Source organism: Pseudarthrobacter sp. S9 (assembly GCF_050156545.1).
Lineage (GTDB): Bacteria > Actinomycetota > Actinomycetes > Actinomycetales > Micrococcaceae > Arthrobacter.
The window spans coordinates 2,625,060-2,638,379 of record NZ_CP189576.1; the positions used below are offsets into that span (position 1 = coordinate 2,625,060).

A 13,320-nucleotide genomic window follows, 5' to 3' on the forward strand; every position below is an offset into this window, starting at 1 on the left:
TCAGCGGGAAGGACCCGGCGTCGGGCTTGGCGGCTTTGTCATGGACTCGGGCGGCGGGGGAAAAGCGGCGACCGGATACAGCGCGGCCACCTGCATCATGTAGTTGGCCCACTGCGGGCCGGCGAGCATATAACCGTCAATGGCCTTGTAGAACTTGCCGTTGATGGTGACGTTCTGGCCGGCTCGGTTCTGACCTTCCAGGGTGTCTCCGAAGAAGGAAGCGGTGGCAACGCCGGAGGTGTAGCCCACTACCCAGGTGGCGCCGTTGGTGTTGGACGTGCCCGTCTTGGCGGCCACCGGGAACTGGCTCTGGACCTTGGGGTCGATGTAGATGCCCGAACCCCGTTTCAGCACGTCCTGGAGCACGGAGTTCACGCCGCGGGCAACCTCGGGCTTGACCGTGTTGCGGCAGTTGCTGGTCTCGGCCGGAAGCTTCCGTCCCGCCGCATCGGTCACGTCCGTGATGGCGATCGGCGCGCAGTACGTGCCGTCGTTGTCGAACGTGGCAAACGCATTGGCCAGGTGGAGCGGCGCCACGCCGATGGCACCCAACAGGTTGCCCAGCTGGTGCATGTTCACCGGGGCGTTGTCCAGGCCGCTGTGGAGCCCCACGGCGTCCACCATTTTCTGGATGCCGCAGAAGTCCAGTTCGGCGGCCTCAGCGAAGGTTGCCGTGTTGATGGAGTTGTAGAGCCCGTAGTTGACGGGCATGGGGCGGTAGTACCCCTCATCGTTGTTCCGGAGATCGTCCGCGGCGCCCAGGCCGGCATTCTTCTGTTCCGTGCTGTAAGCACCGAGCACCTTTCCGCAGCTGGACTTCCACGGAAAATCCAGCGGATACGACCGCCGGGAGGCGTCCACCGGGGTAGTGATGGATTTGCCTTCATTGAGCCATTCGGCGAACGTGAAGGGTTTCATCGTGGACCCGGGCTGGAACCCGCCGGCACCGTTCAGGTCATTGCCGTGGGCGTCCTTGGAATCGACGTTGAAGTTCAGCTGGGTATCGAACTTCCCGGGTTCGGGAACGAACACGGTGTTCTGCGCCATTGAGAGGATCTTGCCTGTGCCGGGCTGTATGGAGACCAAGGACGCACCCCATTTGTCCGGGTTGGCCCCGGCCGTGGCGTCAACCTGCGCCTGCGCGGCGGCCTGCAGCCGGCTGTCCAGCGTGGTGGTGATGGTCAGGCCGCCGCGGAACAGCTTCTTCTCGCGGTCGGTAAGGTCGACCCCGTAAGCCGGGTTGTTGAGGATGAGGTGGGAAACGTAGTCGCAGAAATACGGTGCGATTTCCGCGGCGGCGCAGCCCTGCCTCCCGGCCGTGATTTTCAGGTCCACCCCGGTGGCGACGGCGGCGTCGTGCTCTGCTTGCGTGATCTTGCCTTGGCGGAGCATGTTGTCCAGCACCTGGTTGCGCCGCTGAATGGAGTTCTCCGGGTGAAGAGCGGGATCATAGAAGCTGGGGCTGTTCACCAGCCCGGCGAGCAGGGCAGCCTGCGGCAGGGTGAGGTCCTTCGCGGAGGTGCTGAAGAAGTGCCGCGCTGCGGCTTCGATGCCGTAGGCGTCCCGGTTGAAGAACACGATGTTGAGATAGCCCTCCAGGATCTGCTCCTTGGTGTACTTCTTCTCCAGCTCAATGGCGAGCTTCATCTCCCGCAGCTTGTCGCCTATGCTCTTCTGTCCGCTGAGGATCACGAGATCGCCCCTGTCCGCCGACAACAGCGACTCGTTGACCACGTTGGTGACATACTGCTGGGTCAGCGTCGACGCGCCCTGCCTGCCGCCACGGGTCAGGTTGTTCGCCAGCGCCCGGAAGATTCCCTGGGGATCCACCCCGGCATGCTCATAGAACCGGCTGTCCTCGATGGCGACGATCGCGGCCTTGATGTACGGGGACATCTCGTCCAACTTGACCTTCACGCGGTTCTCAGCGTAGAAGGTGGCGATCGGCTTTCCGTCCGAGCTCAGGACCTTGGTGGACTGCGACGGTGTCTCAACCGTCAGCTCAGCCGGGAGGTTGTTGAAGAAAGTGATCGACCTGCTGACCGTGACGCCGGCTAAAGCCACGCTGGGGACCACCAGGCTGGCGGCCAGAACGCCGCAAATGGCGCTCACTGTGAAGAATCCGACGAGCCTCCAAAGGGCCGCGGCCAGACGGGATACTATTCGGTTCTTGCGCGCCATTTTCTGTCCAGCTATCAAGCTCACACCGTGTGTCCAGAATACGCCTGCAGGCCACCCGCCAGCCAGAGGTCGACGAGCAGATGGCAGACCCAATCGGCTGATCATTGAGCGCCTACAGCCCGCGCACCGCACCGCCGTCGGGCATGGACGGCTGCGCCACGAACAGCTGCCCCGCCGGCGTACCCAGCGGGGCCACCGGCGCACCCAATGCGGCGGAGAAATCCATCGCCACCTTCGCAGCGAGTGCCCCGGCCTTCTCCAGGTGCCGGCCAAAGCGCTGCTTCGGGGCGCTCACGTTGAACGCGGCCACGATTCTCTGCTTGAAGTCGTACACGGGAGCAGAAACGCCCACTACGCCGAGCTCGAATTCCTCGTCCACCACCGCATAGCCGCGCCGCCGGATCAGGGCGATCTCAGCGCAGAGGTCCTCAAAGGTCTGGATTTTGGACGGCCGGTGGCCGGACATCTGGCCCTGACCGGATTCAAGCGCTAGTGGTGAGAGATCCTGCTGGGCCGATCCCTGGTGTTCCGCCGCTTTGGCCGCGTTGGTGTCGGGCAGATGTTCTAGGGCTGCTCGCCGGGAGCGGCCCTAAGGCGTAGCCCGTCCAAGTCCGTAAGGCAGCTACGGCTTTTGACCTGTGCCAGGAATGAATTCCAATACTTGAATGTTCAATGAATATGGACTTTGGCATCTTCACCTTTGGCGAGCTTTCCCGCAACATCAGCACCGGCAGCACGCTGTCCCCGCAGCAGCGCCTGAAAGAGATCATCGAACTGGCAAAGCTGGCCGAGCAGGCGGGGCTCGGTTTCCTGGGGCTGGGGGAGCACCACCGGCGCGACTTTGCCCTCTCGGCCCCGGAAATCGTCCTGGCCGCGATCGCCCGGGAAACCACGAATCTCCGGCTCAGCACCGCCGTCACTGTGCTCTCGACGCAGGACCCCGTGCGGCTGTTCCAGCAGTTCGCCACCCTGGACCTGATCTCCGACGGGCGGGCCGAGATCGTCGCCGGCCGGGGCGCCTTCGTGGACTCCTACCCGCTGTTCGGCCACCGGCTGGAGGACTACGACGCCCTTTTCGACGAGAAGCTTCGCCTGCTGCTGGAACTGCGGGACAACGCCGTCGTGAACTGGCAGGGGGACCTGACGCAGGGCATCCCCGGCATGGATATCGCGCCCCGCCCGGTGCAGGACAAGCTGCCGGTCTGGGTGGGGGTGGGCGGTACGCCGGCGAGCTTCACCCGGGCCGGACGGCTGGGGCTGCCGCTGTTCATAGCCCTGCTGTCCGGGCCGGCCCGCTTCCGCCGCCTCGTGGAGCTCTACCGCCAGAGCGCCGCCGAGGCCGGCCACGCCGCCGCCGGCTTGCAGATCGGGGCGGGCGGTCACTTCTATGTGGCGCCCACCTCGCAGCAGGCGCGTGACACGTTCTACCCCTATTACCGGGCCTATTTCGAGCAGAACATGCCGCGCCCGGTGGACCATTTCCCGCGCTCGACCTTCGATGAATGGACCGAGCCCGGCGGCGGACTGCTGGTCGGCAGTCCCCAGCAGGTGATCGAAAAGCTGCTGGAAATCCGCCAGGCCCTAGGCAACAGCCGGTACATGGCCCAGATCGGGCTGGGCGGCCTGCCGTTTGCGGAGACGGCGCGGTCCATCGAGCTGCTTGCCACCGAGATCATGCCCGCCGTGAACCGCGAGATCGGCACGTCCGGAAGCGGCGCTCCGGAGATCCGCGCGACCCCCTGACGGCACGCGATTACTCTCCCCGTTCCTGATCCACCCGGATCTCAAGGAAGCCGCCGGTCTCTCTCCAGGTGCTGAGGGTTCCGAGATGCTTGCTCAGCCGTTGCATCCGGCCGGCAATGTCGCGCGAGCTTCCACCCGCAAGGCGGGCCTGGAAATCTTCGATAACGGTCGGATACAGCCGGAGCGTGCGGGGTTCGTTGCCGTCCGTTTCCAGCATGAAGATGAACGACTGGTCATTGCGTTCAACGGGGTCCACGGCGTAATCGTCCACGAAGTCCCCGGCGCTGTAGATGATCGGCCGGTTCCGGTGGAGCCCGACGCCGCGGAAGATATGCGCCGAGTGTCCGAACACGACGTCGGCCCCGGCATCTATCAGCACCCGCGCCAGGTCCCGGTGCCCGGACGGGACCCCGGAGCCCCAATTGGGGCCCCAATGCGCGGAAACGATCAGCAGCTGGACGCGGGCCCTGGTTCCCCGGACAAGGTCCAGGAGTTCAGCCACCCGGCGGTCGGCGTCCGCCACGGGGACGTAGTAGATCCCGGGCGAGGTGTCGGTGGCCTCCCAGTCGGGCTGGTTGTCTGTGAAGGCAATGAAGCCGACGGCGGCTGTGCCCACCCGCCGCACCGCGGGCTGGCGGGCTGCGTCCCTGTCCGGGCCGGCCCCGGCGTGCAGGATGCCGTTGTCGTCGAGCGCCGGCAGCATTTCCCGGAATGCGTCCTCGCCGAAGTCCAGCACGTGGTTGTTGGCCAGGGAGACTACGTCGATTCCCGCGGCAAGAAGGCTTCCCACGTTGTTGAGGTCCGAGCGGAAGTGAAACACCTTGCCGGGTTCCGGCTCTCCGCCGGCCGCCAGAACGCATTCGAGGTTGGCGAACCGGACGTCGGCCTGCCGGAGGACGGCAAGGGTGTCTCCCCACGGATAGCCCGGACCGGTTGTTTTCAGGTGCTGGTTCACCAGCCGGCCCAGCATGACGTCTCCCAGCATTGCGATCTGCATGGTGCCGGCCGCACGTTGCCCGGCAGGGGCGCCGAAGCTAGCTTTGGTAGCCTTCGACCTCGCTGACCGGCCTCACTTCCGCTTCGTTGGGGTCTTCGCCATAATCCCGCTTCGCCCGCCGCTGGCGGAGCAGGTCCCAGCACTGGTCCAGCTGTTCCTCCAGCTGCTGAAGCCTGAGCACATCCGGCGCCTCCGCGGCCTTGGCCTCACCGGGCTGTGCCGCGCCTTCGCGGAGGCCGTGCTCTTCCTCCACGAGCGCCTTGATGCGCTCCAGGATGTCTCGGTTGTCCACTGTGCCCTCTTCTCCTCCGACGGCGGTCCCTTCCCAGGTCCCTTCCCAGCCTACGGAGCGGAACCGACCGTGAACAGAGCGTCCTCAGCCCAGCAGCTCGTCAGCGTAGCACCAGCGCCAGTCTTCGCCGGGTTCGATGCTCCGCATGACCGGGTGGCCGCTGGCGTGGAAGTGCTTCACAGCATGGGTTGCCGGCGAGGAGTCGCAACAGGCCACGTTTCCGCACGCCACGCACATGCGCAGGTGCACCGTCGTCGTGCCTTCCCGTGCGCAAGCGGCGCAGAAGGGATCCGGCGGAATCGCGGGGTCCGGAGCCGACTCAAGGTGCTCGCAGACGCCGCCCGGCCGGGCGATCCCCTCGCCGCCGCCACCGCCGGACATGTCCAGTTCATCGAGCGAGGCGTCGAGCATGGACTCCTCGACGTCCAGTCTGTCGAGCACCTCGCTCAGGACCTCGTGGGCGTACTCGCCGCCGCGCCGCAGTTCCAGGACTTTCGCGCGCTCCGCCTCCAGCATGGCCAGCCGCAGCTGGGCATAGCGCTGGCTGGGCGTGGCAGTTTCCGACGACGGCCGGCCGAGCCGCTCCCACGCCGCCAGCCCACGTTCCTGCGTGCGCCGTTTCAGCATCGCCACGACTTCCGGGGGATCGTTCTCCGAGCGCAGCTCCTGCAGGCGCTGCACCCCGGCGGCGGTGGCCAGCTGCATGAGCGAGGCCTGGTTCAGGGCGTCCTCGCGCTGGTCCGGACCCTTAACCCGCAACAGTCGGACCAGGGCCGGAAGCGTGAAGCCCTGCAGGGTGAGAGTGCCGCCCACCACCACCAGCGCGGCAAGGATCAGGACGGAGCGGTGTTCCAGATCGGCCGGCAGGACCAACACGGCGGCGAGCGTCACCACGCCGCGCATGCCGGCCCAGGAAACGATCGCCGGAAACTGCCAGGGCGGCGCCGGGTCCTTCCTGCGCACGGCCGGGATCAGCCGGGGCACGTAGGTCGCGGGAAACACCCAGACCGGGCGCAGCACCAGTACGGCCAGCAACACCACCGCGCAGCCGGTCCAGATCCTGGCCGGCCCCAGCGAGTCATCCTGGACGCCCTCGATGATGGTGCGGACCTGCAGCCCGATCAGGAGGAATACGGAATTTTCCAGCAGGAACTGGACAGTGTTCCAGTTGCTTCGCTGGCTGAGCCGCGCGGCCCCGTTGGGCATGGACGGCGCCTTGGTCCCCATGATGAGGCCCGTCACGACGACGGCCAGGACACCTGAGGCGTGGATGGCCTCGGCCGGCAGATAGGCGACGAGGGGTGCCATCAGGGAGGTGGAGGTGTTGATGGCCACGTTGCGGATCCGTTTGCGGAGCTCGGTGAGAACGAAGGCTGCTGCGATCCCGACCACCAGGCCACCGCCGGCCGCGAGGACGAACCCGCCGCCGATTTCCGCGGCCGAGACTGTGCCGGAAATGGCGGCGATGGCGGCGCGGAGGCAGACCAGCGCCGTGGCGTCGTTGACCAGCGATTCACCTTCCAGGATGCTGACGATCCTGCGCGGCATGCCCACCCTCCGCGCGATGGCGGTCGCAGCTACAGCATCCGGCGGCGCGATGACGGCGCCGAGGGCCATGGCGGCCGCCAGCGGAATCTCCGGAAACAGCCACCAGGCCACGAACCCGACGGCGACGGTACCGAAGATGACGTAGCCGACGGAGAGCAGGCCGATGGCGCGGCGGTTCGAACCGAAATCGAAAAGCGAGGTCTGCAGCGCGGCGGCGTACAGCAGGGGAGGCAGGAGCCCGACGAGGACCAGCTCGGGATTCAGCTCGATCCTGGGGGCGAACGGCAGGAAGGAACACACGACACCGGCCAGCACCAGCAGCAGCGGGACGGAGACGTTGATCTTCCTGCCCAATGCACTGCCGGCGCACACGATGGCCACGAGGGCCAGCAGCCCCAGAGCTACTTCCATCTGGCCATTGTCTCAGTTCCTCGGCCCGGTGCGGCCGTCCGTCCAGAGCACGGCCGCCCTGTTCATCATCAGCTTGCTTGTTATTTTGGCGCTTTCTAGAGTTGTAGTTGTCAGGCATCACAGTCTCCGCGCGGGCACCACGATGGGCTGAACGCCTTGCGGCCCCGCGCCCCGGCACGAGGAGGACACATGTCCGAGCACAACACCCGGCACAACAGCGGGCACAATATCTCAGGTAAGAAGGTCGCGTTCCTGCTGACCGACGGCGTGGAGCAGATGGAGCTGACCAGCCCGTGGAACGCCGTGATGGAAGCCGGCGGAGTGCCCACCCTTGTGGCGCCCAGGAGCGGGAAGCTGCAGGGTTACAACGGCACCGAGAAAGGCGACACTTTCGCCGTCGACCTCACAGCGGCCGAGGCCAACGCGGCCGACTTCCACGCCCTGGTGATCCCCGGTGGCGTGGTGAATGCCGACCACCTCCGTGCGGACACGGACGCCCAGGCCTTCACCCGCGCGTTCTTTGAGCAGCACAAACCGGTGGCCTCCATCTGCCACGGACCCTGGCTGCTCATCGACGCCGGGGTGGCCAGCGGCCGGAACCTGACCTCGTACCACACGCTCAAGACCGACCTGAAGAACGCGGGAGCCAACTGGACCGACGAGGAAGTGGTGGTGGACCGGGGCCTCGTCACGAGCCGGAACCCGCATGACCTTCCGGCATTCAACGACAAGCTGCTGGAAGAAATTGCAGAGGGCGAGCACGCGGGCCAGACGGCGTAGCCGCAGCCAGCTCCAAGGCCAGGGCCGACGGCGGCGCGTGCCGCCGCCGGCCCCTGCCCTCCCCGGAACACCTACCACGGCGGACCGTTTTGGGGCAGGATATGCGGTGTAAACATGCGCCGCTGCCGCAGGACACCGGGGCGGCGCCCAAGCTGCAAGGAGCCCCGCACATGACCACACTCAATCCCTACCTTGGCTTCCGCGACAACGCGAAGGAAGCCATGGGCTTCTACCAAACGGTGTTCGGCGGAGAACTGAACATGAGTACCTTCGCCGAGTACCATGCCAGCGAAGACCCTGCGGAGCAGGACAAGATCATGCATGCCATGCTGACCACCGAACTGGGCCTCGTGCTGATGGGCGCGGACACGCCCAACAGTATGGACTACACGCCCGGTAACAACTTCTCCGTGTCCCTCAGCGGCTCCGACGAGCCCGAGCTCCGGGGCTACTTCGAGAAGCTTGCCGACGGCGGCACGGTGGCCATGCCGCTGGAGAAGGCGCCTTGGGGCGACACCTTCGGAATGTGCAAGGACAAGTTCGGGGTGGACTGGCTGGTCAACATCGCCCCCGCCGCGACGTAGCGCGGGACGGCCAGAGAGGCATGCCATGACCGAGAAGCTGCACCTCACCCCCGAAGACGACTTTCCCGAGGACCTGAGCAAGGTCGAGGACAAAGAACTGCAGGTCCTCGACAGCCAGGTCCAGCGCCAGCTTGATTACGAGTACGTGGCCGAGGGCGAGCCCAACCCGGAGACCGAGTTCAGGCACTACGATCTCGACGAGGAGTTCGACGAACGGGACAAACGCCACGAGTAGTCCGCGCGGACGGAAATTATCACCATGCGAGTGCCACGCCGCGAAAGCAACCGGTCATCGCCCTGAAGTCGCGCGCGCCGTGAACACGCCCATCCGCTTCGACGTTGAGGCAGGCGGCCATCTGGGTTACGTGTTCGCCTCACGGCGGCCGGCCGGCGATGGTTCCGGCGCATCCGAATCCGGCGAAGGAAACCAGTCCGGCGGTCCTGCCAAAGCCGCACGCGCCGTCGTCCTCATCCACGGGATCGGCGCTTCGCACCGCTACCTGCGCAGGCTCCACGGGCTGCTGGCGGAGTCGGCCGACACCTACTCGATCGACCTGCCCGGTTTCGGCGCCACGCCACGGCCGGAGCATGCACTGACGGTTGCCGACCACGCCACGTACATCGCGGGCGCCATGGAGCAGCTCGGCGTGCTGGAGTTCGTGATCGTGGGGCACTCGATGGGTGCCCAGTTCGCCATAGAGGCCGCGCTCCGGCAGCCGGGACGGATCCCGCACGTGGTGCTGATGGGGCCGGTAGTGGATTCCAAGCGCCGCACCGTGACGCGGCAGGCCCTGGCGCTCGGCCTGGATTCCCTGTGCTTCGAGACTCCCTCCTCGAACTTCCTCGTCTTTACCGACTACTTCCGCTGTGGTCCGGCCTGGTACCTCGAGACCCTGCGGGTCATGATGGACTACCCCACGGCGGAACGCATCACCGGCGTGACGGCGCCGGTCCTGGTGCTGCGCGGCGCCCGCGATCCGGTCGCCACCTCGGACTGGTGCCGCCGGCTGGCCGGACGGGCCACGACGGGACGGCTCCTGGAGATCCGGGGGACCGGGCACGTGGTGCAGCACAACCGCGCCGTTGAGGTGGCCGGGGCCATCACGTCCTTCGCCGGACTTCCCGGTGCCAAGGAGGCACCCAAGGAATTCAGGGCGTGAGCAAGGTGCTGCGGGCCCAGCCCCGGCCGGCCAGGTTCAACCGGCTCTTCGACCGCGACACCGGGCATCCTGGTCGTGGACGACTGGCCGTGGGTGACTGGTCCGTGGACGATGGAGGACAACGGCAATGGTTCGCCGGGTCCGTGGCCTTTGGCCGTGAAGGCTTTGACGGTCCGAGATGAGGGACTGAATCCTATGAATGCTACGCAGACGTTTGCCGGAGCTGCCATGTCGGCGGTGCTGGCGGTGGTCTTGGTCTGGTTGGTGTTACGTGAGAGGCGTCCGATTCCCCTTGTGACAGTGGCTGCCGCCGCTTTTGTCATGCCGGCCTTCTGGAATTCCATCCTGAACTGGACGGGAGCGATCGGTCTGTTCTCCCACGACCTGCCTTTTGTGCTATTCCCCATCAGTTGGCAGGACACCGGGTCCGGGATGTTCACCCTTGCCGGGGTGTCCGCAGCGCTGCTGGTCGGGGCCGGGAGGCGGGACCTTGGGGCGCGCGTCGGCTATGTGGCCCTGTTGACGGCCGCCGCTGCCCTCGTCGCGGATGTGTTCCTCTATTGATCACCCGAAAACGTTTCCGACGGCGGTCCGGCGCTGGGGCAGTCTTTTTCATCGGCGCTGTTGGAAAGGTTTACTTCGGCAGAACCGGCAGTGTTTTGGCCGCCGGCAACACGGCTTAGTGCTGTGGTGACGCTGGTCTTCCGGCCGCGCCTGCTCGTGAATGATTCAGCGTGAGGACGTACGCTGAGCCGTAAGTGAACCTTTCCGAATGGATGCCGCATGTCAGAGCTCGACGTCCACGAGTCTTACTCCAGCCCGCTCGCCATCTCCGAGGCCGCCCGGACGCCGGCGGGTTCGGTGCTGGAGCAGCTGGGTTCCGGCCCGACGGGACTCTCCCGCGCGGAAGCGGACAAACGCCTCGCCGAGCTGGGGCCGAACGCGGTACGGACCCACCAGGCCAGCGGCTGGTCGGTGCTGGGCCGGCAGCTCGGCAGCCCCATCCTGATCCTGTTGCTCATCACCGCGGGGCTCTCGCTGTTCCTCGGGGATGCCACAAACTCGATCGTGATCGGCGTGATCCTGCTGGTCAGCGTCGGGCTGGGATTCAGCAACGAATTCCGGGCCGAACGCGCCGCCGAGGCCCTGCATTCGCGCGTCACGCACCGCGCCGTCGTCGTCCGCGACGGGACTGCCCGGGAAGTCGACGTCACCGCACTGGTGCCTGGCGACGTCGTTCATCTGGGGATCGGTGCGATCATCCCCGCTGACATGCGGGTGCTGACCGCGAAGGACCTATTGTGCGATGAAAGCATCCTGACCGGGGAATCGCTGCCGGTCCCCAAGGACCCGGCGCCGGTGCCCGGCGGCGCCGCGCTGGCGGACCTGTCCTGCTGCCTGTTTATGGGGACCGTGATCCAGTCCGGCAATTGCGCCGGGGTGGTGGTCGCCACCGGCGGGCGGGCCGAGTTCGGCCGGATCGCCCTCGGCCTGGGCGAGCGGCAGCCCCAGACCGAGTTCCAGCTGGGACTCAAACGCTTTTCCTTCCTGCTGCTGCAGGTGGCCATCGGCCTCACCTCGCTCATTTTCATCGCGAACCTGCTGCTGCACCGGCCGGTGATCGATTCGCTGCTGTTCTCGCTGGCGATCGCCGTCGGGATCACCCCGCAGCTGCTGCCCGCCGTCGTCAGCACCAGCCTGGCCACGGGAACCCGGCAGCTGGCCAAGCGGAAGGTCCTGGTCAAACGCCTGGTCTGCATCGAGGACCTCGGCGACATGGACATCCTGGTCACTGACAAGACCGGGACGCTGACGGAGGGCCGGATCAGCTTCACCGCTGCGCTGCCCGCCCGCGCCAGCGCCCCTCCCGGCGAGCTGCTCACACTCGGGCTGCTCGCCACCGAGGCCGACTACGCCGAAGCGAAGGTGTCCACGGTGGGCCTGAATCCGCTGGATGCCGCGCTATGGGCGTCAGCCGACGCCGCGGCCTTCCAGCCGGCACGCTACGAGCGCCTGGACGTCATTGACTTCGATCATCAGCGCCGCAGGACCAGCGTGCTGGTCCGGGAAGACGGCGCCCCCGCCCGCGTCATCACCAAAGGCTCACCGGAAGACGTCCTGGCCCTCTGCAGGGACACGCCGGCGAGCGTGCAGGCGATCCTCGACGAACAGTTCGACGCCGGATCCCGTGTGGTGGCCGTCGCGAGCCGCCCGGCTGACGGGCTGGTGGACCTGACGCCGGCTGACGAGAAGGACCTGGTCCTGGCCGGATTCCTCGTCTTCCTGGACCGGCCCAAAGCCAACGTCCGGGCCTCCCTGGACCAGCTGGAGGCGCTCGGCATCACGGTCAAGATCGCCACGGGGGACAACGCCAAGGTCGCCGAAAAGGTCTGCGACGACCTCGGCGTCCTCTCGGGCGGAACGCTCAGCGGCGCCGCAGTGGAGGCCATGTCGGACGAAGAGCTGAGCGCCGCGGCACGGGAGGCGAGCATCTTCGCCCGCGTCTCGCCCGAGCAGAAGGCCAGGATCATCCGGCTGCTGCGGCAGAGCGGCGGCGCCGTGGGGTTCATGGGCGACGGCGTCAACGACGCCCTGGCGCTGCACGCCGCGGACATCGGCATCTCCGTGGACAGCGCCACCGACGTCGCCAAGGACGCCGCCGACGTCGTGCTGATGGACAAGGACCTGGGAGTCCTGGCCGAGGGGGTGATGGAGGGGCGGCGGATCTTCGCCAACACCATCAAGTACGTCCTGATGGGCACCTCCAGCAACTTCGGTAACATGTTCAGCGCCGCCACGGCCTCCGTTGTGTTGAGCTTCCTGCCCATGCTGCCGGGGCAGATCCTGCTGAACAACCTGCTCTACGACACGGGCCAGCTGGCCATCCCTGGCGACCGCGTGGACAAGGAGCAGCTGCTGGCCCCCTCGCACTGGAACATCGCCTTTATCCGGCGCTTCATGTTCCTCTTCGGACCCATCAGCTCGGTCTTCGACTTCGCCACCTTCGCCCTGATGCTGTACGCGTTCGACGCCGTCCCCGGGGAATTCCGGGCGGGCTGGTTCATCGAGTCCATTGCGACGCAGACGCTGATCATTTTCGCCATCAGGACCCGGCGCGTCCCGTTCTTCCGCAGCAGGCCGTCCGCGGGCCTGCTCGTCGCCTCCCTTGGGGTGGTGGCGCTCGGCGTGTTCCTCCCGCTCTCTCCGCTGGCCGGGGTGCTTGGCTTCGATCCGTTGCCGGTCCCGTTCTTCTTGGCGCTGCTGGGGATGACCGTGGTGTATCTGGTCCTGGTTGAAACCGCCAAGCAGTGGTTCTTCTCCCGTGCGGCGCAGCAGCCTGCCGTTCCCAAGCCGGTTGGTGTGGGGCGCCGCGGCAGCACCCATCACATCGCCCGCCGGGCCGCCCGCTTCAGCATCCCCGTGGCCGCGCCGCTGCTCGTGAACCGCGGCCCGGGCCGGCGTCGCAGGCGCAAAACCGGGCACAAAGGCCCTCGCCCCTCCGCGGCGGCTGACGGATAGTTGGAGGGAGCGGCCACCTGGTCCGCCCCCGGCTTGCGGAGCGCAGAAGTTGCAGTATTCAAGGGAACGCAGCACTCAAGGAACGCAGCGCTGATGAGGCCGACG

Annotated in this window: 13 protein-coding genes; 8 read left to right on the forward strand and 5 right to left on the reverse strand. The window is 66.7% G+C overall.

Features of this window, described 5'->3' with window-relative positions; translation table 11 throughout:
* Positions 1-2,181, reverse strand: coding sequence for a transglycosylase domain-containing protein (locus ACQCSY_RS12485; RefSeq protein ID WP_427129187.1), 2,181 nt, complete (start codon positions 2,179-2,181; stop codon positions 1-3).
* 112 nt (positions 2,182-2,293) lie between these two features.
* Positions 2,294-2,647 (reverse strand): IclR family transcriptional regulator domain-containing protein, encoded by a 354-nt coding sequence (locus tag ACQCSY_RS12490; RefSeq protein ID WP_427129189.1) that lies wholly within the window; start codon positions 2,645-2,647, stop codon positions 2,294-2,296.
* Between the two features lie 206 nt (positions 2,648-2,853).
* Between ACQCSY_RS12490 and ACQCSY_RS12495 the strand changes: the two genes are divergently transcribed.
* Positions 2,854-3,924 (forward strand): LLM class flavin-dependent oxidoreductase, encoded by a 1,071-nt coding sequence (locus tag ACQCSY_RS12495; protein ID WP_427129191.1) that lies wholly within the window; start codon positions 2,854-2,856, stop codon positions 3,922-3,924.
* Between the two features lie 10 nt (positions 3,925-3,934).
* On the opposite strand, the gene ACQCSY_RS12500 is transcribed toward ACQCSY_RS12495, so the two are convergent.
* From ACQCSY_RS12500 to ACQCSY_RS12510, 3 genes are all read right to left on the reverse strand, one after another.
* Positions 3,935-4,921, reverse strand: a complete 987-nt coding sequence (locus ACQCSY_RS12500; RefSeq protein ID WP_427129193.1) for a CapA family protein — start codon at positions 4,919-4,921, stop codon at positions 3,935-3,937.
* A 37-nt stretch (positions 4,922-4,958) separates the two neighbouring features.
* The gene (locus tag ACQCSY_RS12505) at positions 4,959-5,213 is read right to left on the reverse strand and encodes a DUF2630 family protein (protein WP_427129195.1); all 255 of its coding nucleotides are present in this window, start codon (positions 5,211-5,213) and stop codon (positions 4,959-4,961) included.
* A gap of 84 nt (positions 5,214-5,297) precedes the next feature.
* On the reverse strand, positions 5,298-7,172 hold the full coding sequence (locus tag ACQCSY_RS12510; RefSeq protein ID WP_427129197.1) for a Na+/H+ antiporter: 1,875 nt from the start codon (positions 7,170-7,172) through the stop codon (positions 5,298-5,300).
* A gap of 189 nt (positions 7,173-7,361) precedes the next feature.
* Here ACQCSY_RS12510 and ACQCSY_RS12515 point away from each other — a divergent pair, with 189 nt between their 5' ends.
* The 7 genes from ACQCSY_RS12515 to mgtA all read left to right on the forward strand — a co-directional run bounded on the left by ACQCSY_RS12515 (position 7,362) and on the right by mgtA (position 13,215).
* Complete coding sequence (locus ACQCSY_RS12515; protein ID WP_427129199.1) at positions 7,362-7,952, forward strand: type 1 glutamine amidotransferase domain-containing protein; 591 nt, start codon at positions 7,362-7,364, stop codon at positions 7,950-7,952.
* Positions 7,953-8,122: 170 nt separating this feature from the next.
* Positions 8,123-8,536, forward strand: coding sequence for a VOC family protein (locus ACQCSY_RS12520; protein ID WP_427129201.1), 414 nt, complete (start codon positions 8,123-8,125; stop codon positions 8,534-8,536).
* Between the two features lie 25 nt (positions 8,537-8,561).
* A complete protein-coding gene (locus tag ACQCSY_RS12525) occupies positions 8,562-8,771 on the forward strand; it encodes a hypothetical protein (RefSeq protein ID WP_427129203.1) in 210 nt (69 codons plus the stop codon).
* Positions 8,772-8,850: 79 nt separating this feature from the next.
* Positions 8,851-9,696, forward strand: a complete 846-nt coding sequence (locus ACQCSY_RS12530) for an alpha/beta fold hydrolase (protein ID WP_427129204.1) — start codon at positions 8,851-8,853, stop codon at positions 9,694-9,696.
* Positions 9,693-9,878, forward strand: a complete 186-nt coding sequence (locus tag ACQCSY_RS12535; RefSeq protein ID WP_427129206.1) for a hypothetical protein — start codon at positions 9,693-9,695, stop codon at positions 9,876-9,878. The genes ACQCSY_RS12530 and ACQCSY_RS12535 overlap by 4 nt, the downstream gene beginning before the upstream one ends.
* A gap of 46 nt (positions 9,879-9,924) precedes the next feature.
* Entirely contained in the window at positions 9,925-10,260 is a 336-nt protein-coding gene (locus tag ACQCSY_RS12540) for a hypothetical protein (protein WP_427129208.1), read from the forward strand.
* Positions 10,261-10,479: 219 nt separating this feature from the next.
* A complete protein-coding gene (gene mgtA, locus ACQCSY_RS12545; protein WP_427129209.1) occupies positions 10,480-13,215 on the forward strand; it encodes a magnesium-translocating P-type ATPase in 2,736 nt (911 codons plus the stop codon).
* The last annotated feature ends 105 nt before the right edge of the window (positions 13,216-13,320 follow it).